The 20,886-nt window shown below is 72.4% G+C and carries 15 protein-coding genes; 2 read left to right on the forward strand and 13 right to left on the reverse strand.

The features are described 5' to 3' along the window. Window positions 1-80: 80 nt before the first annotated feature. From IE257_RS31335 to IE257_RS31390, 12 genes are all read right to left on the reverse strand, one after another. Window positions 81-1,775: a proline--tRNA ligase gene (locus tag IE257_RS31335; protein WP_189973239.1), complete on the reverse strand. Its 1,695-nt coding sequence runs from the start codon at window positions 1,773-1,775 to the stop codon at window positions 81-83. 85 nt (window positions 1,776-1,860) lie between these two features. Beyond that, entirely contained in the window at window positions 1,861-2,403 is a 543-nt protein-coding gene (locus IE257_RS31340; RefSeq protein WP_189973240.1) for a GNAT family N-acetyltransferase, read from the reverse strand. A 90-nt stretch (window positions 2,404-2,493) separates the two neighbouring features. Further along, entirely contained in the window at window positions 2,494-3,336 is an 843-nt protein-coding gene (locus IE257_RS31345) for a GNAT family N-acetyltransferase (protein ID WP_189973345.1), read from the reverse strand. 150 nt (window positions 3,337-3,486) lie between these two features. After that, complete coding sequence (gene ispG, locus IE257_RS31350) at window positions 3,487-4,644, reverse strand: flavodoxin-dependent (E)-4-hydroxy-3-methylbut-2-enyl-diphosphate synthase (protein ID WP_189973241.1); 1,158 nt, start codon at window positions 4,642-4,644, stop codon at window positions 3,487-3,489. A 175-nt stretch (window positions 4,645-4,819) separates the two neighbouring features. After that, window positions 4,820-6,121: a M50 family metallopeptidase gene (locus tag IE257_RS31355; protein WP_189973242.1), complete on the reverse strand. Its 1,302-nt coding sequence runs from the start codon at window positions 6,119-6,121 to the stop codon at window positions 4,820-4,822. Then, window positions 6,118-7,371: a 1-deoxy-D-xylulose-5-phosphate reductoisomerase gene (dxr, locus tag IE257_RS31360; protein WP_189973243.1), complete on the reverse strand. Its 1,254-nt coding sequence runs from the start codon at window positions 7,369-7,371 to the stop codon at window positions 6,118-6,120. The genes IE257_RS31355 and dxr overlap by 4 nt, the downstream gene beginning before the upstream one ends. A gap of 21 nt (window positions 7,372-7,392) precedes the next feature. Beyond that, on the reverse strand, window positions 7,393-7,593 hold the full coding sequence (locus tag IE257_RS31365; protein ID WP_189973244.1) for a hypothetical protein: 201 nt from the start codon (window positions 7,591-7,593) through the stop codon (window positions 7,393-7,395). 30 nt (window positions 7,594-7,623) lie between these two features. Next, window positions 7,624-8,721, reverse strand: a complete 1,098-nt coding sequence (locus tag IE257_RS31370) for a serine/threonine-protein kinase (RefSeq protein ID WP_189973245.1) — start codon at window positions 8,719-8,721, stop codon at window positions 7,624-7,626. A 91-nt stretch (window positions 8,722-8,812) separates the two neighbouring features. Continuing rightward, window positions 8,813-10,747 (reverse strand): acyl-CoA dehydrogenase family protein, encoded by a 1,935-nt coding sequence (locus IE257_RS31375; RefSeq protein ID WP_189973246.1) that lies wholly within the window; start codon window positions 10,745-10,747, stop codon window positions 8,813-8,815. Window positions 10,748-10,902: 155 nt separating this feature from the next. Beyond that, entirely contained in the window at window positions 10,903-12,348 is a 1,446-nt protein-coding gene (locus IE257_RS31380) for an aldehyde dehydrogenase family protein (protein ID WP_189973247.1), read from the reverse strand. A gap of 233 nt (window positions 12,349-12,581) precedes the next feature. Further along, entirely contained in the window at window positions 12,582-14,162 is a 1,581-nt protein-coding gene (locus tag IE257_RS31385) for a PucR family transcriptional regulator (RefSeq protein ID WP_189973248.1), read from the reverse strand. Window positions 14,163-14,289: 127 nt separating this feature from the next. Continuing rightward, window positions 14,290-16,638, reverse strand: a complete 2,349-nt coding sequence (locus tag IE257_RS31390; protein WP_189973249.1) for an ATP/GTP-binding protein — start codon at window positions 16,636-16,638, stop codon at window positions 14,290-14,292. A gap of 251 nt (window positions 16,639-16,889) precedes the next feature. On the opposite strand from IE257_RS31390, the gene gabT reads away from it, so the two are divergent. Next, entirely contained in the window at window positions 16,890-18,236 is a 1,347-nt protein-coding gene (gabT, locus tag IE257_RS31395) for a 4-aminobutyrate--2-oxoglutarate transaminase (RefSeq protein WP_081522299.1), read from the forward strand. Window positions 18,237-18,630: 394 nt separating this feature from the next. Further along, window positions 18,631-19,158 (forward strand): phosphatase PAP2 family protein, encoded by a 528-nt coding sequence (locus IE257_RS31400; protein WP_308278462.1) that lies wholly within the window; start codon window positions 18,631-18,633, stop codon window positions 19,156-19,158. Here IE257_RS31400 and IE257_RS31405 read toward each other — a convergent pair. After that, entirely contained in the window at window positions 19,124-20,884 is a 1,761-nt protein-coding gene (locus IE257_RS31405) for a chitinase (protein ID WP_372453070.1), read from the reverse strand. The two genes, IE257_RS31400 and IE257_RS31405, sit on opposite strands and share 35 nt — an antisense overlap. Between the last annotated feature and the right edge of the window lie 2 nt (window positions 20,885-20,886).

Here is a 20,886-nt window from a genome sequence, read left to right on the forward strand (position 1 = left end):
GGGCTCTGCCCGGACCCCGCGCCCCAAACGCCGGCGGGCCGGAATCCAGCCGCGCCGGCGTTTGCGGTGCGGAGCCCCGGTCACGTCAGGCGGGCAAGGGCTTCGGACACGGGGAGTTCCTCGCGGGTGCCGGTCGCGCGGTGCTGGAGTTCGACCACGCCGTCGGCGGAGCGGCGGCCCGCCACCAGGATCCACGGGACGCCGATCAGTTCCGCGTCCGTCAGCTTCACACCGGGCGACAGGCCGGGCCGGTCGTCCAGCAGGACCCGCAGCCCCGACGCGGCCAGCGCCGTCGCCGCCTCCTCCGCGAGGGCGAGCGGCACCGCCTTGCCCGCCGCCACCACATGGACGTCGGCCGGTGCCACCGCCGCGGGCCAGCACAGGCCGCGCTCGTCCGCCGTCTGCTCGGCCAGCGCCGCCACCGCGCGGGAGACGCCGATGCCGTACGAACCCATCGTGACCCGGACCGGCTTGCCCTCACGGCCGAGGACGTCCAGCCCGAAGGCGTCCGCGTACTTGCGGCCCAGCTGGAAGATGTGCCCGATCTCGATCGCCCGGTCCAGCCGCAGCCCCGCCCCGCAGGACGGGCAGGGGTCGCCCGGCTCCACGACCACCACGTCGACGTACCGGTCCACTTCGAAGTCCCGCCCGCAGACCACGTTCCGGGCGTGCGTGTCAGCCCGGTTGGCCCCCGTCACCCACGAAGTGCCGGGCGCGACCCGGGGGTCGGCCAGGTAGCGGACCTTCTCCAGGCCCTGCGGGCCCACGTAGCCGCGTACGAGGTCCGGGCGGCCCTCGAAGTCCTCGGCCGTCACCAACTCCACGACGGCCGGGGCCAGGTGCTCGCCCAGCTTGCCGAGGTCCACCTCCCGGTCGCCCGGCACGCCGACGGCCACGATCTCGCCGTCGACCTTGACCAGGAGGTTCTTGAGCGTCGCGGAGGCCGGTACGCCCAGGTGTGCGGCCAGGGTCTCGATCGTCGGGGTGTCCGGGGTGTCCACCTCCTCCAGCGCCGGGTGTTCGCCCGACACGGGAGCGAGGGCGAAGGTCACGGCCTCCGTGTTCGCCGCGTAGGCACAGGAGGGGCAGTCCACGAAGGTGTCCTCGCCCGCTTCGGCCGGGGCCAGGAACTCCTCCGACGCCGAGCCGCCCATCGCTCCCGAGACCGCCGACACGATGCGGTGGTCCAGGCCGAGCCGCTCGAAGATGCGGACGTACGCCTCGCGGTGGAGCCGGTAGGACTCCGCCAGCCCCTCGTCGGACACGTCGAAGGAGTACGAGTCCTTCATCTGGAACTCGCGCCCGCGCAGCACCCCGGACCGGGGCCGCGCCTCGTCGCGGTACTTGGTCTGGATCTGGTACAGCATGACCGGCAGGTCCTTGTACGAGGTGCACTGGTCCTTCACGACCAGGGTGAAGATCTCCTCGTGGGTCGGCCCGAGCAGGTAGTCCGCGCCCTTGCGGTCCTTGAGCCGGAACAGCAGGTCCCCGTACTCCGACCAGCGCCCGCTGACCTCGTACGGCTCCTTCGGCAGCAGGGCCGGGAGCAGCACCTCCTGGGCCCCGATGGCGTCCATCTCCTCGCGGACGATGCGCGAGACGTTGTCCAGGACCCGCTTGCCGAGCGGCAGCCACGTCCACACCCCGGCGGAGCTGCGCCGGACGTAGCCGGCGCGGACCAGCAGCCGGTGGCTGAGGGTTTCGGCGTCGGCCGGGTCCTCGCGGAGGGTCTTGGCCATCAGACGGGACATGCGCTGCACGTGTTGCGTAGACATGCCGGGAGGTTACCGGGGGCGCCGTCGCCCGCGGTACTCGTTTCGGTGGCCGGCCTGGCTTGGTCAGCGCCTGGTCAGCGCCTGGTCAGCGCCTGGTCAGCGGCAGGGTGGCACCCATGACGGCGTACGGGAGGCTCGCGCTCGGGAAGTGGACCTGGCGGGCGAGGTCGGTGTAGCCGAGGGCCCGGTAGAGGCCGCGGGCGGGGCTCTCGGTGTCGATGGCGGAGAGGATCGAGCGGGACTCGTCGGCGTCGTCGGTGATGTCGGTGATCAGCGCGCGGCCGATGCCGTTGCCCTGGAAACCGGGGTGCACATGGAGCTCGGTGATCACGAAGGAGCCGTCGAGCCAGTCCTCGTGCCCGCCGGCCCGCAGGTAGGGCTCGACGATCGTGGACCACCAGTGGGTGCGGTCGTTCGGCATCCCGTACACGAATCCGGTGAGCGCCCCGTCCTCGGCGAAGGCCCCCAGGGCGCGGGCTCCGCGGCAGGTCATGTGGCGCTGGACGATGTAGCGCCGGATGCCGACCTCCTCCTCGCTGAGGCCGAAGGCGACGGCCTGCACGCGCAGGGCCTCGTCCACGCGGGCGGCGAGGTCGAGGGGACCGATTCGGACTCCGGAAGGCAGCATGCGGCGACCTTACTCGGCGGTACCGGGGCGCCGGAATGCCACTGCCGAGGTCGGTGGCCCGCCTTTCGGATCAGGTCGCGGGGGGGGGGTTCAGAACAGCACGCTCATGAAGGCACCGACCTCGCGGAAGCCGACGCGCCGGTAGGCCGCCCGCGCGGCGGCGTTGAAGTCGTTCACGTAGAGGCTGACCACGGGCGCCACGTCCCGCAGCGCGTACTCGACGACGGCGGCCATCCCGGTCTCCGAGTGCCCCAGGCCGCGGAATTCGGGGTCCACCCACACGCCCTGGATCTGGCAGGCACGGGCGGTGGCGGCGCCGATCTCGGCCTTGAAGACGACCTTGCCGTCCTCGACGCGGGCGAAGGACCGGCCGCCGGCGACGAGTTCGGCGACGCGGGCCTGGTAGAGCAGCCCGCCGTCACCGGCCATCGGCGAGATGCCGACCTCCTCGGTGAACATGGCCACGCAGGCGGGCATGATCAGCTCCACCTCGTCCTTGCGGATCCGGCGGACCTGCGGGTCTGCCTCGACCGTGGTGGACGGGCGCTCGATGACCATGAGCGGCTGGTGGGAGCGGACCTCGCGGGCGGGGCCCCAGCTCGGTTCCAGGAGCTGCCACAGCAGCCGGGTGGCCTCGGCGGGGCCGACGATGGAGGAGCAGCGGCGGCCGGTGCGGCGGGCCCGGTCGGCGAAGGCGCGTACGGCGTCGGGGCCGGCGCAGACGGGGACCAGGTTGGCGCCCGCGTAGCAGAGCGAGCGGAGCTCGCCGTCGGCGTACCAGCCCCACATCTCGCCGCCCAGGCGCCAGGGGTCGAGTCCGGCGACCTGGACCCGGGAAGTGACGAAGGCGTTCTCGACCGGCTCGCGTCCGAGGATTTCCATCGCGGCGTCGAGATCACTGGGCTCAAGGACCCGGGTGGTGGTCTGCGTCAACACTGGGGCCTCACCATGCAAGTCTGCTGATCTCCGCACTGTACCCGGCGGCGCCCGGGGATGCCGTGTCCGCGGTCACGAAACAGCCCCGGACCGCCCCCGAACTGCGGGAACGGCACCGGGGCCACGAGCGGAGCAGAGCGCTGAAGGTCAGACGCCGATGGCGACGGTGGGCTCGCCGCTCATCACGCCGTCCTTCTCCATCTGCTCGGCGATCTTCATCGCCTCTTCGATGAGGGTCTCCACGATCTTCGACTCGGGGACGGTCTTGATGACCTCGCCCTTCACGAAGATCTGGCCCTTGCCGTTGCCGGAGGCGACGCCGAGGTCGGCCTCTCGGGCCTCGCCGGGGCCGTTGACGACGCAGCCCATGACCGCGACGCGCAGCGGGACCTCCATGCCCTCCAGGCCCGCCGTGACCTCCTCGGCCAGCTTGTAGACGTCGACCTGGGCACGGCCGCAGGACGGGCAGGAGACGATCTCCAGGCGGCGGGGCTTGAGGTTCAGCGACTCCAGGATCTGGATGCCGACCTTGACCTCCTCCGCCGGCGGGGCGGAGAGGGAGACGCGGATGGTGTCGCCGATGCCCTCGGAGAGCAGCGCGCCGAAGGCGACCGCGGACTTGATGGTGCCCTGGAAGGCGGGGCCGGCCTCGGTGACGCCCAGGTGCAGCGGGTAGTCGCAGGCCGCGGCGAGCTGGCGGTAGGCGTTGACCATGACGACCGGGTCGTTGTGCTTGACCGAGATCTTGATGTCGCTGAAGCCGTGCTCCTCGAAGAGGCCGGCCTCCCAGAGCGCGGACTCGACCAGCGCCTCGGGGGTGGCCTTGCCGTACTTCTTCAGCAGCCGGGCGTCGAGGGAGCCGGCGTTGACGCCGATGCGGATCGGGGTGCCCGCGTCGTTGGCGGCCCGCGCGATCTCCTTGACCTTGTCGTCGAACTGCTTGATGTTGCCCGGGTTCACACGGACCGCGGCGCAGCCGGCGTCGATCGCGGCGAACACGTACTTCGGCTGGAAGTGGATGTCGGCGATGACCGGGATGTTCGACTTCTTCGCGATCACGGCGAGGGCGTCGGCGTCGTCCTGCGTGGGGCAGGCCACACGGACGATGTCGCAGCCGGAGGCGGTCAGCTCGGCGATCTGCTGGAGCGTGGCGCCGATGTCGGAGGTCCGGGTGGTGGTCATCGACTGCACGGAGATCTGTGCGTCGCCACCGACGGCCACGGAACCGACCTGGATCTTGCGGCTGACCCTGCGGTCGGCAAGCTTCGTCGGCACGGCCGGCATTCCGAGAGAGATGGCAGTCATCTGCTGTGCAACCCCAAGGTGTGGATCAAGGTCCCGAGATCGGCGGGCTCCAGGCTTCGAGATTACGCCAACCAAGGGGCGGCCCGTGCATCCGAGGGGGTGCGCCACCCGAACGTAGGGAGCCGGGCACGATCCGTGCCCGGCTCCCGTACGACTGGGGTAGAGCCCCCGCAGATCAGGTGATCTTGATCGGGTTCACCACGTCGGCCACCATCACCAGCAGGGTGAAGCAGATGAACAGGCCCGCGACCACGTACGCGACGGGCATCAGCTTCGCCACGTCGAACGGGCCGGGGTCGGGGCGCCGGAAGATGCGCGCGACGCCCCGCCGGACCGACTCCCACAGGGCACCGGCGATGTGCCCGCCGTCGAGCGGGAGCAGCGGCAGCATGTTGAACAGGAACAGCGAGAGGTTGAAGCCGGCCAGCAGGTTGAGGAAGAAGACCAGCTGGTGCTGGGCGGGGATGTCGAGGGTGAAGATCTCACCGCTGACCCGGGCCGCGCCCACGACGCCCATGGGGCTGTCCTGCTTGCGCTCGGCCCCGTTGAAGGCCGCGTTCCACAGGTCCGGGACCTTGGACGGAAGCTCGACCAGGGACTGCACGCCGGCCTGCATCATCTCGCCCATGCGGTCGACGGACTGGCCGAAGGACTGCGGGACGTAGCCGGAGGCGGGGGCGAAGCCGAGGAAGCCCGCGGTGACGTACTCGTCCTTGACGTACCGGCCGCTGCCGTCCGTCTTGGCGACCTTGTTCTCGATCAGGTTCGCCGTGAGGTCCACGCGCTGACCGGCCCGCTCCACCGTGATCGTGGCGGGGCCGACGGTGGCGCGGATGTCCTTCTGCAGGGCGGACCAGTCGGCGACCGTGCGCCCGTTGAAGGCGACGATCCTGTCGCCCGCCTTCAGGCCGGCGGCCTTGGCGGGGGCGGCCGGGTCGCCGGGGGCGCACTTGTCACGCTTCTCGCTCTGCTGGATGACGCAGTCCGAGACGGTGGCGACGGAGGTGGTCTGGGTGTTCAGCCCGAAGGTCATCAGGGTGGTGAGGAAGATCGCTACGGCCAGGATCAGGTTCATGAACGGCCCGGCGAACATCACGATCACGCGCTTCCACGGCTTGCGCGTGTAGAAGAGCCGGCTCTCGTCCCCGGGCTGGAGCTCCTCGTACGCCGCCGAGCGCGCGTCCTCGATCATCGACCGGAACGGCGAGGTGGAGCGGGCGGTGACCTTGCCGTCCTCGCCGGGCGGGAACATCCCGATCATGCGGATGTAGCCGCCCATCGGGATGGCCTTGATCCCGTACTCGGTCTCGCCCTTCCGCCGCGACCAGATGGTCGGCCCGAAGCCCACCATGTACTGCGGCACGCGGATGCCGAAGACCTTGGCCGTGGAGAGGTGCCCCAGCTCGTGCCAGGCGATGGAGACCAGCAGGCCGACGGCGAAGACCACGACCCCGAGCACCGTCATCAGTAGTGTCATGCGCGCGCCTCCGCGGCGGCCCGAGCCGCCATCTCCCGCGCCCGGGCCCTGGCCCAGGCCTCAGCTTCTAGGACGTCCTGGACCGTCAGGGAGGTTCCCGACTCAGGTGTCCCGTGCTCATCGACCACGGCAGAGACCGTATCCATGATTGCTGTGAACGGCAGCCGACCTGCCAGGAATGCCTCGACGCACTCCTCGTTGGCCGCATTGAACACCGCCGGGGCGGTGCCGCCGAGGGTGCCCACGTGGCGGGCGAGGCCCACCGACGGGAAGGCCTCGGTGTCCAGCGGGAAGAACTCCCAGGTGGACGCCTTGGTCCAGTCGAAGGCGGGGGCCGCGTCCGGGATCCGCTCGGGCCAGCCGAGGCCGATCGCGATGGGGCCGCGCATGTCCGGCGGGGTGGCCTGGGCGAGCGTGGAGCCGTCCGTGAACTCCACCATCGAGTGCACGTAGGACTGCGGATGGACCACGACCTCGATGCGGTCGAAGGGGATGTCGTAGAGCAGGTGCGCCTCGATGACCTCCAGCCCCTTGTTGACCAGGGTCGCGGAGTTGACGGTGATCACCGGGCCCATGGCCCAGGTGGGGTGCGCGAGGGCGTCCTGCACGGTGACGTGTCCCAGCTCGGCGCGGGTGCGTCCGCGGAAGGGGCCGCCGGAGGCGGTCACCACGAGCTTGCGGACGTCGGCCCGGGTGCCGGCGGCGAGCGCCTGGAAGAGCGCCGCGTGCTCGGAGTCCACCGGGATGATCTGGCCGGGCTTCGCCAGGGCCTTGACCAGGGGGCCGCCGACGATCAGCGACTCCTTGTTGGCCAGGGCCAGGGTCCGGCCCGCCCGCAGGGCGGCGAGGGTCGGCGCGAGGCCGATGGAACCGGTGATGCCGTTGAGGACGGTGTGGCACTCGGAGGCGGCGAGTTCGGCCGCGGCGTCCGGACCGGCCAGGATCTCGGGCAGCGGCTCGGACGGGCCGTACTGGGCGCTCAGCGCCTCTTTCAGGGCCGGTACGACATCCTCGCGGGCAACGGCCACCGTCTTGACCCGCAGCAGCCGGGCCTGCTCGGCCAGCAGCGCCACCCGCCCGCCCGCGGCGGACAGTGCGGTGACCCGGAACCGGTCCGGGTTGCGCAGGGCGAGGTCGATGGCCTGGGTCCCGATGGACCCGGTGGACCCGAGGATGACGATGTCCCGGAGGCCGGCCGCGGGGTCGAAGAGGAGGTGCGGATCGGCGAGGGGGGCTGGGCGGTCGCTCATGCCCCCCATTGTTGCCGCAAGTCAGGAGCGGCCGGACACGGAGCCCCCTTCCGTTACCCGCAGGAGCAGGTGCGGGAGCGTTCCGGCGAACTCCGGGAGCGTGCGCGCGGCGCGCCACCAGGCCTCCGGGTCCTCGCCGAGGGCCGCGGTGAACAGCCGGTCCGCCTCGGCGCGGGCGGTGAGGACGGCGTCCGGGCGGTCGTGCCGGTCGGGGTGGTCCACGTCGCCGAGCCAGTGGTCCTCGTCCAGGGCCTAGCAGGCCGGCAGCTTGTGCCGGACCACGTCGATGCCGGTCAGCAGGCCGCGGTCCAGGCAGTCGCGCACCCAGCGGATGTCCTCCAGGGCGCTGTCCATCGGGACGGCGAGGCTGGCCAGGGCCAGTTCGCGCTCCACCTCCCCGGTCGGCTCGGCGGCCGTCGGGGCCAGGCGGCGTACGGCCCGGATCAGCTCGGGACCGGGCCGGCCCGCCCCGGCGGGCTCGGGCAGGGCGTCGTCGGCCACGGCCGCCACCAGAGCGGGCAGCGGGCCCGCGTGGCCGGGGGCGTGCCGCAGCAGCTCGGCCCACAGGCGGGGGTCGTCGCCCAGCGGACGCAGGGCGCGCTGTACGGCCGTCTGCATGCCGGCCTGTTCGGGCAGGGTCCAGCGCAGGGATTCCCGTACGGGGAGGTGGCCGAGCAGCAGGGTGTGGCGGGCGGGGACGACGTGGGTGACCAGTTCCTCGTGGGTGACCCGGCCGATCCGGACGGCCCGAACGGCGGGCCGGTGCCAGGAGCGCCCCGCCTCGGCCCGCGCCCCGGCGGCCAGCAGGGCGTGGACGCTCTCCGGGGGCAGGTCCGCGACCATCAGCAGGGCCTCGACGGAGCCGACGGGCAGCGGCTGCCGGGCGTGTTCGGCGCACAGCAGGTCCGGGTCGGCCTCGTACGGGAGCGCCAGGATGTCCAGCGGGACGCGCGGCCCGCGGCGGCCGTGCCGGCGCAGCAGGCCGACCAGCTCGGCGGCGGTGAGCGGTCCGTCGTCGGGGTCCCGGCCCAGCTCGGCGCGGAGCACCGGGAGGAGTTCGGGCGGGGTCCGGCGGCGGGCGTACCGCGTGGGGCCGGGCAGGCCGGGCAGCGGTCGGCCGACCACCCGGGGGTTGCGGGCTATGTAGTGCCGGTCCTCCTCGCTGCCGTGGCGCAGCAGCAGGGTGACGGTCGAAGCCGAGAGCCACTCGTCCCGGCACAGGTACTTGCGGGTGGGCCGGTCCAGCCTGCCGATCATGTCGGTGACGACGTGGTCCGGTGCGTGGCGCAGCAGGTGCGCCACGCACCAGGCCAGCCGCCGGCTGGTGCGGTCTTCCTCGGCCGTCGACATCGTTCTCGTCCGCCTCGCGCTGTGCTCGTACGCGTACCAGTACTCGTACTCATCCTCGTACGTCTGTCCGACGTGCGGCGATGATCGCAGGTCAGCGGATGGGGCGGTGCACGTTTTCCCGAGTCGACGGTCCGGGGGCGGCGTCCGCGATCCAGGGGCCCTCTCCGGAGGGGTCGAGGACGCCCTCCTCCAGCCAGGTGTAGGTACCGGACAGGACGCCCGCGACCACCTTGCGGTCGAGGTCGTCGGTGTTGGACCAGAGCCGGCCGAAGAGCTCCTCGACGCGCAGCCGGGACTGCTCGCAGAAGGCGTCGGCCAGCTGGTACGCCTCGCGGCCGTGGGCGCCGGTGGCGCGCAGGTGCTCGGCGCGGACGCAGGCGGCACTCATCGCGAAGAGCTCGGCGCCGATGTCGACGATGCGGCCGAGGAAACCCTGCTTGGTTTCCATGCGGCCCTGCCAGCGGGACATGGCGTAGAAGGTCGAGCGGGCGAGTTTGCGGGCGCTGCGCTCCACATAGCGCAGGTGGGTGGAGAGGTCGGGGTGACCGCCGGGGTGGAAGGCGCGGTAGGTGCCGGGGACCTGGCCGGGGCCGGTGGCGAGTTTGGGCAGCCAGCGGGCGTAGAAGCCGGCGGCGCGGGCGCCGGCCTTCGCCTTGTCGCCGAGTGCCTTGTCGGGGTCGATGAGGTCGCCCGCCACCGCGAGGTGCGCGTCCACGGCCTCACGGGCGATCAGCAGGTGCATGATCTCCGTCGAGCCCTCGAAGATCCGGTTGATGCGCAGGTCGCGGAGCATCTGTTCGGCGGGGACGGCGCGTTCGCCTCGGGCCGCCAGGGAGTCGGCGGTCTCGAAGCCGCGCCCGCCGCGGATCTGGACCAGTTCGTCGGCCATCAGGCAGGCCATCTCGGAGCCGTAGAGCTTGGCGAGGGCGGCCTCGATGCGGATGTCGTTGCGGTCCTCGTCGGCCATCTGGGAGGCGAGGTCGACCACCGCTTCGAGGGCGAAGGTGGTGGCGGCGATGAAGGAGATCTTGGCGCCGACCGCCTCGTGCTTCGCGACCGGCCGGCCCCACTGCTCCCGTACGCCGGACCACTCGCGGGCGATCTTCAGGCACCACTTGCCGGCGCCGACGCACATGGCGGGCAGGGACAGCCGGCCGGTGTTGAGGGTGGTCAGGGCGATCTTGAGCCCGGCGCCCTCGGCGCCGATGCGCTGGGCCGCGGGGACCCGGACGCGGTGGAAGCGGGTGACGCCGTTCTCCAGGCCGCGCAGGCCCATGAAGGCGTTGCGGTGCTCGACGGTGATGCCCGGTGAGTCCGCCTCCACGACGAAGGCGGTGATCCCGCCGCGGTGGTTCTCGGACTTCGGGACACGGGCCATCACGACGAGCAGGTCCGCGACGACCCCGTTGGTCGTCCACAGCTTCACGCCGTCGAGCACGTACGCGTCGTCCCCGTCGGGGACCGCCGTGGTGGCCAGGCGCGCCGGGTCGGAGCCCACGTCGGGCTCGGTGAGCAGGAAGGCGCTGATGGCGGTGGTGGCGCAGCGGGGCAGGTAGGCGTCCTTCTGCTCCTGCGTGCCGAACATCTTCAGCGGCTGGGGGACGCCGATCGACTGGTGGGCTGAGAGCAGCGCCCCGATGGCGGGGCTCACCGATCCGACGAGGGCCAGCGCCTTGTTGTAGTAGACCTGGGTGAGACCGAGGCCGCCGTACTTGGGGTCGATCTTCATGCCGAGGGCGCCGAGCTCCTTGAGCCCGCGCACGGTCTCGTCGGGGATCTTCGCCTCGCGTTCGATGCGGGCCCCGTCGATGCCGGTCTCGCAGAACTCCCGCAGCCGGGCCAGGAAGGCCTCGCCGCGCCGGACGTCCTCGTCGGCGGGGAGCGGGTGGGGGTGGATCAGGTCGAGCCGGAAGCGCCCGAGGAAGAGTTCCTTGGCGAAACTGGGTTTGCGCCAGTCCTGTTCCCGGGCCGCTTCCGCGACCTGCCGTGCCTCGCGCTCGGTCACCTTGGGCTGTGTTGCGGACATGAGGGGACTCACCTCGCCGCCGGAGTCGGGGGTCCACCGGCGTTACCGGCCGGTGCTACCTGTGAGTCGTACCCCAAGTCGGCGCCTCGGAAAAGGGGGACGGCCGGAGCCCCCGCACAGTAGGCTCCGGCCGTCGGCTTTTTGGCCGTACGAGATCAGATGTCGAGGCCGGTCAGGACCAGGACTCGCTCGTACGTGTAGTCGTCCATCGCATAGCGGACACCCTCGCGGCCCACACCGGACTGCTTGACGCCGCCGTACGGCATCTGGTCGGCGCGGTAGGACGGCGCGTCGCCGATGATGACACCGCCGACCTCGAGCTCGCGGTGGGCGCGGAACGCGGTCTGCACGTTGCGGGTGAAGACGCCGGCCTGCAGACCGAACTTCGAGTCGTTGACCGCGGCGAAGGCCTCGTCGGTGTTCTCGACCTTCTTCAGCGTCAGGACCGGCCCGAAGACCTCCTCGGTGGCGAGCTTGACGCCGTCCGGCACGTGGGCCAGGACGGTGGGCTCGTACGAGGCACCCGCGCGCTTGCCACCGGTCAGCAGCTTGGCTCCGGCGGAGACGGCCTCGTCGACCCAGGACTCGACGCGCTGGGCGGCGGCCTCGGAGACGAGGGGACCGACGTCGGTGGCGGAGTCGGACGGGTCGCCGGTGACCTGCGCCTGGACCTTCTCCACGACCTTCTCCACGAGGCGGTCGTAGACGGCGGCGTCGGCGATCACGCGCTGCACGGAGATGCAGGACTGGCCGGCCTGGTAGTTCGAGAAGGTCGCGATACGGGTCGCGGCCCAGTCGAGGTCGGCCTCGGAGGACCAGTCGTCCAGGACCACGGCGGCGGCGTTGCCGCCGAGCTCCAGGGTGCAGTGCTTGTGGGGCACCGACTGCTGGATGGCGTAGCCGACGGTGTCGGAACCGGTGAAGGAGATGACGGGCAGACGCTCGTCCTTGACCAGGGCCGGCATCTTGTCGTTCGCGACCGGCAGGACCGACCAGGAACCGGCCGGGAGGTCGGTCTCGGCGAGCAGCTCGCCCAGGATCAGCCCGGACAGCGGCGTTGCCGGTGCGGGCTTGAGGATGATCGGCGCGCCGACGGCGATGGCCGGGGCCACCTTGTGGGCGCACAGGTTCAGCGGGAAGTTGAACGGCGCGATGCCGAGGACCGGGCCCTTGACGAAGCGGCGGGTCAGCGCCAGACGGCCGACACCGCCGGCGTCGGTGTCCAGGCGCTGGGCCTCTCCGCCGTTGAAGCGGCGGGCCTCTTCGGCGGCGAAGCGGAACACGGAGACCGCACGGCCGACCTCACCGCGGGCCCACTTGACGGGCTTGCCGTTCTCGGCGGAGATCAGCTGGGCGATCTCCTCGGTGCGCTCGACGAGCCGCTTGGACACGTGGTCCAGCGCCGCGGCACGTACGTGGGCGGGGGTCGCGGAGAACTCCGCCGTCACGGCGTACGCCGCGGCCACGGCCTCTTCGACCTGCTCGTCGGTGGGCACGCTGACGGCGGCGACCAGTCGGCCGTCCCACGGGGAGTGGACGTCGAAGCTGTCCTCGCCGGTGGCCTGGCGGCCGGCGAGCCAGAAGGCGTGGGTGGAAGTCATGCGAATCCCGGCCCTTCGGAAGTGTGCGGTGGGTCCTGACCCCTCCACCGTAGGACTCCGTGGGCGATTCGGCGTTTGTCCGGCGTGTAGTACCCGCCGCGGAGGCTGCGCCGCTTTGTCAATGTCACACGTCCGGCCGGTCTGCTGGGGCTCCGCTCACGGGCGGGCCGGGCTGTGCGGCGGGCGGCGCGGTGCCGGGCGTCGCGATCCCGGCAAGATCCGAACGGGACGGGCTAGGCAGCCGGCGGGCTGGCCTTGAGGGCGAGCCAGAGCTCCATGCGGACGTCCGGGTCCTCCAGGGAGCGGCCGAGGATCTCCTCGACGCGCTTCATCCGGTACCGCAGGGTGTGCCGGTGCACGCCGAGGTCGGCGGCGGCCGCGTCCCACTGCCCGTGGCGGGAGAGCCAGGCCTGGAGCGAGGCCACCAGGTCGCCGCGCCCGGTCGCGTCGTGCTCCCGCAGGGCGCGCAGGGTGCCGTCCGCGAAGGCCCGTACGGCGTCGTCGGCGAGCAGCGGCAGGACCGAGCCCGCCGCCATGTCCTCGTGCTCCACCATCGGCCGCCCCCGGCGCCGGGCCACGGCCAGGGCCTGGTCGGCCTGCTTGAGGGCCGCCGCCACGCCGCCCGGTCCGGCGGGCGCGGACAGGCCGACCACCAGCTCGTCCGGTTCGGGCCCGGCCGCGTCCCGGCCGCGCCGCACCTCCAGCGCCTCCGCGTGGTCCACGCACGCCTGGACGGCAGAGCCCCCGTCGGAGGCGAGGATCACGAGCCGGCCCGGCTCCGGGACGACCAGCAGGGTCTCCCCGGTCCGGGCGGCCGCCGACTCCACCGTGTCGGAGAGCAGCGCCAGCCCTTCCGGCTGCGCGGTCCCGGCCAGTGCCGGCTCGGCCACGATCAGCCGGAACGGTGCCTCCAGCAGGGCCCCGTACAGGTCTCCGGCCACGGACCGCGCGTGGTCCGCCTCGCCCGCCAGCAGCATGCGCAGCACGGCCGCCCCCAGCCGGGACTCGGCGTCGTGCAGGGAGCGCGAGCGCTCGGTGGTGAGGGTGAGCAGCGCGACCGCGGAGTGGACGGCGTACCGCTCGGCCGTGCCCAGCGGGGCCGCGGTACCGACGGCGAGCGCGCCGCGCGCCCGTCGGCCCGTGCCCAGGGACTGGAGTTCCACGCGGTCCTCGGATCCGCCGACCACGGCGCTCGCGGGCGCGGGGCGCTCGCGCAGCCGTTCCACGTCGGGGGTGAGCCGGGCGGCGCGCCGCGCGGCCCAGTCGGGGGCGGCCGCGACGACCGCGCCCGAGGTGTCGTACAGGGCGGCCCAGCCGTGCACGTGCGCCGCCAGCTTGGCCAGCAGCTCGGCGGGGCCGTCGACGGAGAGCGCGGCGCGCGTCAGCTCGCGCTGCGCCTCGAAGCCGGCGGTGACGGCCCGGTACTGGTCCGCCGCGAGGGCGGCGGAGACGGCCTTGCTGATCGCCAGGAAGGGGGTCCGCCGCGGTACCTCCAGCAGCGGCATGTCCTCGGTCCGCGCGGCCTCGACCAGCGCCTCGGGGATCTCCTCGTAGTTGACGCCGATCGCGAAGCCGATGCCGACGACCCCGGCTGCGGCGAGGCGGCGTACGTAGGCATGCATCTCGTCCGGGTCCCCCGCGTCCAGTTTCATCGCGGTGATCAGGAGCAGCTCCCCGCCCTCCATGTACGGGACCGGGTCGGCGAGCTCGCTGACGTGGGCCCAGCGCACCGGGGTGTCGAGGCGGCCCTCCCCCGCCCGGACGCTGAGCTTGAGCACCGAGTGCTGGACGAGTGAGGCGAGGGTGAGCGGCATCGGTTACCAGTGGCCTTAGCGGGAGGGGGCGAGCGGGAGGGTCAAGAGACAGACCGCCGAGGGTTTTCGCCGTGTCGTACGAACGACTTCCCTCGATTCTGCCACCTCGTACGGGTCGGGGTGCGGGTCAGGACGTTCCGGCCAGGCGGACCAGCAGCGGCGCCGCCCGCTCCCCGCGCACCGAGGTCAGCGACAGCACCGCGTGCCCCGGCGGCACGGCGTGCGCCAGGTCCGACGCGGACCACCGCTCCCGCTCCACCTGCCGCACGGTCACCGCGTCCGTGGTGACCGCCTTGCCGGTGACGAGCTTGCGGAAGGAATGCATCAGGCGGGTCAGCGGCTGGTCGGCGAAGACGGTGCGGTGGGTGACGTCCCGCGTCTCCACCCACTCGGTGCCCCAGGCCTCGGCGAACCGCTTGCCGTCCCAGGTGGTGACCCCGGAGAAGGCCATCCGGCAGCCGACCGCCCCGAGCAGCGGCGTGCGCAGCTCCTCCGGTACGTCGTCCAGCGTGCGGAGAGTGAGCAGGACGCCCGCGTGCGCCGAGCGCAGCCGCTGGACGCCCCGTACGGTCCCGGCGGTCAGGGTGTGCGAGGCGTCGTCGAGCGCGAGGAAGGCGAACAGGGAACGGTCGGTACGGGCGGCCGCGGCAGCGTTGAACTGGGCGAGCAGCAGCCGGGCCAGCATCCGGGAGGCGTCGGCGTGCCCGCGCTCGGGCAGGTCGACGCGGACGCGGATCGGGTGCTCCAGGGCGCGCAGCGAGAACGGCCGACCCTGGCCGGTGGTGTCGAAGAAGCCCGCGAAGGCGGGCCGGTCCAGCAGGGCCACCCGATCGGCGAGGGCGGGGCCGGGGTCCGCGGGGGCGCCGTGCTGGCGGGCCCGGGCGTCGAGCTCGCGCAGCATCGCGTGCTGCCCGGTGAGGTCGTGGCGCAGGGCGTCGAATGCGGTGGGGACCCCGTCGAGCAGCTCGCGCAGTTCGGGCACGGCCGGGAAGCGTTCGTACGCCACCCGGAACGGCCCGAGGAGCTGGGCGAGGGCGGTGGCGGCGCGGCGTACGTCGATCCCGGGGACGTCCCCGACGAAGGCCTCGGCGAGCAGGGTGGCGGCCTCGTCGGGGTCGGTGGCGCCGCCGTAGAGGTCGAGGTCGTAGACGGAGGCGGGGTCGCCGACCCGGACCACCACGTCGAAGGCGGCGTCCGGCCCGAGTTGGGCGCCGGCCGCTCCGACGGCGACGACGGCGGCCTGGCCGGCGAGCGCCTGGAGCGAGAGCGACTCGACGACGGGCCGCACGAGCTGCCGGGTCTTGCCGGTGCCGGAGGGCCCGACGGCGAGCAGGGAGGTGCCGAGCACGTCGGGGTCGAGGGCGAGGGCGGTGCCGCGGCGGGAGTACGGGTTGCGCACGCCGTCCTCGACGGTGCCGAGCAGCACCTGCCGGGCCAGCAGATCGTGCCGGGCGGCCCGCACGGGCAGGTCCCGCGCCCCGGAGGGGTGCACGCAGGCGGCGGCGCCCTTGTCGCGCACGGCGTCGGCGAAGGCGCGCATGCGGGACGGGTCGACGCGCACGGAGTCCCACGCCCGCCGGATCCGGGCGTAGTCGACGTCATTCATCCGCCCATTCCCGGCCTCCACCTCCAACCGCTCGGCAACATCCCCCAACCCGGCCCCCCGCAACTGCGGCCACCGCGCGGGGTCGTCCTCCTGCTCTTCCGCAGGTGTCGTCCGGGGACGGTCCGGGCCGGTCTCGGCCGTGGCCGGCCTGAGCCGGCTCAGCAGGCGCACCGCGCCACCGAGCCAGGCGAAGGCCAGGACTACGGCCACATCGATCGCAGTCTTCGCCGTGCTGTCGAGCGCGAGGTTGGCTTCTTGATCCGCGCCGTACGGCAGGAACGCGAAGACCAGCTGCCTGAGTGGCAGCTGGTGGTTGTCGACGAGGAGGAGCGTGACCCAGGCCAACGGGACGACCGCGAGGGCCGGAGCCCAGGGGCCACGCGCGACGACCAGGCGGCTCCAGGCGGTGCGCCAGCTGCCGAGCCGACCGAATCCGTAGAGGAGGGCCGAGACGAAGAGCAGCTCGTAGATCGGCTTGGCCCGCATCCCGCCCGTCCCCATGACGGGCTCCCCGTTGGCGGCGTACCAGCTGTCGGGAGTGAAGAGGTTGAGCGGTGCGTCCCAGAAGGGGATGTACGTATTGCGCATGAGGGACCAGACGAGGACGCACGCCAGGAAGGAGATGACGGCTCCGGTGGCAAGAGCCCGGTCAGGGGTCGTCGGCGGCTCCATCTCCGCGCGCGGGGTGTGGCCATAGCGCCATACGCCCGGCTCGGCGACCGGCCGTGGTGTGCGCAGCCAGTCGGCGATGGTCGGCCCCCGGTCCGGCGCGTGCCGCGGCTTCGGGGGATGCGCCTGGGGGGCGGCGGCAGGTCTCGGTACGCGATCCGAGCGGGTCGCCCGTCCGTCGTGCGTGCCGTCGGTGTCCATGAACCCCTGCCCCCTGCCCGTGCCTGCGCTGCGTCGCTCAATGTAGTTGCCCGGCGTCGGCCGTGGGCCCGTACCCGCGCTCCGGTTCGACGTGCCGTCCGCAGGACGCCCGCTCCGGTCCTTCCTATGGCCGTCACGGACAAGGACACGCGGTGATCACTACCGAACGGAGCATGCAGGACCACCGCTCCCGGGCCTAGCCTGCGGACAAAGAGACAAGTGCGTCCGAAAACACCCCCCAGGAGCCCCCTATGACCGCTGTTCCGCAGGAGCGCAAGATCGTCACCGCGATCCCCGGCCCCAAGTCGCAGGAGCTGCAGGCCCGCCGCCTGCAGACCGTGGCCGGTGGCGTGGGCTCCGTGCTGCCCGTCTTCACGGCCCGCGCGGGCGGCGGCATCATCGAGGACGTCGACGGCAACCGCCTGATCGACTTCGGCTCCGGCATCGCCGTGACCTCGGTCGGCGCCTCGGCCGAGGCCGTCGTGCGCCGCGCCTCCGCGCAGCTCGCCGACTTCACCCACACCTGTTTCATGGTCACCCCGTACGAGGGCTACGTCGAGGTCTGCGAGGCCCTCGCCGAGCTGACCCCGGGCACCCACGCCAAGAAGTCGGCCCTGTTCAACTCCGGCGCCGAGGCCGTCGAGAACGCCGTCAAGATCGCCCGTTCGTACACCAAGCGCCAGGCCGTCGTCGTCTTCGACCACGGCTACCACGGCCGTACGAACCTCACCATGGCGCTGACCGCGAAGAACATGCCGTACAAGCAGGGCTTCGGTCCGTTCGCCCCCGAGGTCTACCGCGTCCCGGTCGCCTACGGCTACCGCTGGCCCACCGGCGCCGAGAACTGCGGCCCCGAGGCCGCCGCCCAGGCGATCGACGAGATCACCAAGCAGATCGGCGCCGACAACGTCGCCGCGATCATCATCGAGCCGGTCCTCGGCGAGGGCGGCTTCATCGAGCCGGCCAAGGGCTTCCTGCCGGCGATCGTGAAGTTCGCCAACGACAACGGCATCGTCTTCGTCGCCGACGAGATCCAGTCCGGTTTCTGCCGCACCGGCCAGTGGTTCGCGTGCGAGGACGAGGGCATCGTCCCCGACCTGATCACCACCGCCAAGGGCATCGCGGGCGGTCTGCCGCTCGCCGCCGTGACCGGCCGCGCCGAGATCATGGACGCCGCGCACGCGGGTGGCCTGGGTGGCACCTACGGCGGTAACCCGGTGGCCTGCGCCGGTGCGCTCGGCTCCATCGAGACCATGAAGGAGCTCGACCTCAACGCCGCGGCGAAGAAGATCGAGTCCATCATGAAGGCCCGCCTGACGGCCATGCAGGAGAAGTACGACATCATCGGCGACATCCGCGGCCGCGGCGCCATGATCGCGATCGAGCTCGTCAAGGACCCGGTGTCCAAGACCCCGTTCCCGGAGGCGGCCGGCGCGCTCGCCAAGGCCTGCCACGCCGAGGGCCTGCTCGTCCTGACCTGTGGCACCTACGGCAACGTGCTCCGCTTCCTCCCGCCGATCGTCATCGGTGAGGACCTGCTGAACGAGGGCATGGACCTCATCGAGGCCGCGTTCGCGGCCATCGGCACGGCCATCTGATCGAAGGACTAGAACGTGCGCGCGCTGCGACCGGGTCCTACCGGCGGTAACGGGCGGACGCTGTGAAGAAGCTGTGGGGGGCCGATGGCGGGAGCGCGATCCTGCTGTCGGTCCCCCTTTCGCTGCCGTACGGTTTCTGCAGATGAGTGAAACACCCCGCTCCGGGGAAACCGGGGGCGACACCAGTACTGGGCTTCCCCAGCACCGTACTGGGGATGCGTTCGCGCACACTCCTCACCGATCGGACAGCCGTTCGCCCCAAACCCCCCGGGGCGCCCGGCAACCCGATCCGGGCGGCCGTCCCGGAACCATCCCCCCTGTTCCGGGACGGCCGGCCACTCCTCTCCTGATCGCCGCGGTCTGCGGCCTCCTCTTCTTCCTGGTCACGTGGCAGGTGCTGGTCTCCGGCCCGCTGCTGGCCCCGGACCACGCGCTGAGCCGCGCCCTGGTGCGCACGCTCCCGGACTCCGTCACCGAGCGCCTCTCGGACCTCGGCAACATCCCGGTCGCCGTGCCCGTACTCGTCCTGGCCATGGCGTACGCCGCCCGGCGCGGGCGGCCGCTCGCCGCCGGGGCCGCCGGCCTGGCCATGGCCCTGGTGCCGGCCCTGGTCATCCCCTTCAAGGAGTGGACCGGCCGGCCGGGCCCGCTGGAGCCCTGGGCCGCCGGCTACTTCCCCTCGGGCCATACGGCCACCGCGGCCGTCGCCTACCTCGGCGCGGCCCTGCTCGTGCGCCCGTACACCCGCCGGGCATGGCCGACGGCCGTCGCCTTGGTGCTCACGGGGGCGACGGCCGTCGGGCTGATCCTGCGGGGGTGGCACTGGCCGCTGGACGTACTGGCCAGCCTGTTGCTCTGCACTCCCCTGCTGCTCGGCGTGGCGTGGGTCAGCCGCCGAAGTAGGCGTCGAAGTTCCGGCTGAACTCCCAGCCGCCGAAGCGGTCCCAGTTGATCGACCAGGTCATCAGGCCGCGCAGCCCCGGCCAGGTGCCGTGGGTCCGGTAGGTCCCGCAGTCGGTCTTCTTCGTCAGGCAGTTCAGTGCCTTGTTCACCTCCGCGGGCGAGGTGTGCCCGTTGCCCGCGTTGGTGGTGGCCGGCAGGCCGATGGCGACCTGGTCCGGGCGCAGGGCCGGAAAGACCCGGGCGGTGTTCCCGGCGACGGGGAAGCCGGTGAGCAGCATGTCGGTCATGGCGATGTGGAAGTCGGCGCCGCCCATCGAGTGGTACTGGTTGTCGAGGCCCATGATCGAACCCGAGTTGTAGTCCTGGACGTGGAGCAGCGTGAGGTCGTCGCGCAGGGCGTGGATCACCGGGAGGTACGCTCCGGCGCGCGGGTCCTGGCCGCCCCAGGGGCCGGATCCGTAGTACTGGTATCCCAGCTGGACGAAGAAGGTCTCCGGGGCCATGGTCAGGACGAAGTCCGGGCCGTACTTGGCCTTCAGGGTCTTCACGGCCGCGATCAGGTTGACGACGACCGGGGTGGTGGGCGCCCGGAAGTCGGTGTCCCCGGTGGCCAGGGAGAGCGAGTGGCCCTCGAAGTCGATGTCCAGGCCGTCGAGGCCGTACTCGTCGATGATGGCGCCGACGGAGGAGACGAAGGCGTCCCGGGTGGCCGTGCTCGCGAGCTGGACCTGGCCGTTCTGGCCGCCGATCGAGATCAGCACCTTCTTGCCGGCCGCCTGCTTGGCCTTGATGGCCGCCTTGAACTCCGCCACGGATTCGACGTTCGGGCACTCCGCGACCGGGCAGAGCCGGAAGCGGATGTCGCCGGAAGTCACCGAAGTGGGTTCGCCGAAGGCGAGGTTGATGACGTCCCAGGAGGCGGGTACGTCGGCCATCCGGACGTGGCCGGAGCCGTTGGCGAAGCTCGCGTGCAGGTAGCCGACCAGCGCGTGGGCGGGCAGGCCACCGCCGCCGCCCCCGCCGCCGGGCGTGGTCGCGGAGGCGGGGGCGCTCTGCGGGGAGACGCCCGCCGCGTTCACCGCGCTGACCCGGAAGGTGTACGTGGTGGCCGCGGCGAGGCCGGTCACGGATGCCGAGGCGGAGGTGACGCTCACGGGCGCCGCGCCGTCCCGGTGGACGGTGTACGAGGTGGCGCCCGGGACCGCCGACCAGGACAGCGCGACGGAGGTCGACGAGGTGGCGGAAGCGGTCAGGCCGGTGGGGGCGGCCGGGAGCTGGGGCTGGCCGGGACCGCCGGGGTCCGGGCCGACCAGGGTGAGGTCGTCGGTGACGTGGGCGGGCTGGCCGTACCAGCCGTGGGTGTAGACCGTCACCGAGGTCGTGGACGGGCCGGTGCGGAAGGTGGTAGCCAGCTGCTTCCACGCACCCGGTGTCTGCGTCCAGGTCGACACGTCGGTGGTGCCGGTGCCGGTCGCGCCGAGGTAGACGTACGCCCCCTGCACCCAGGCGGCGAGCGTGTACGTCGAGTCGGGCTTGACGGTGACGGCCTGGGCGCAGCGGGCGTTGTCCTGGCCGGCCGGGGTGGCCCGCAGGGCGGAACCTCCGCCGTGGACGGGTGCGGTGACGGCGGCTCCGCTTCCGCCCGAGCAGCTCCAGCCGTCGAGTCCGGCCTCGAAGCCGCCGTTGCGTACGAGGTCGGCGTCGGCCGCCGCGGCGGGCGGGCCCGCGGCGAGGAAGCCGGCCACCG

Origin of the sequence: Streptomyces avidinii (genome assembly GCF_014650695.1) — a bacterium.
GTDB classification, from domain to species: Bacteria; Actinomycetota; Actinomycetes; order Streptomycetales; family Streptomycetaceae; genus Streptomyces; species Streptomyces avidinii.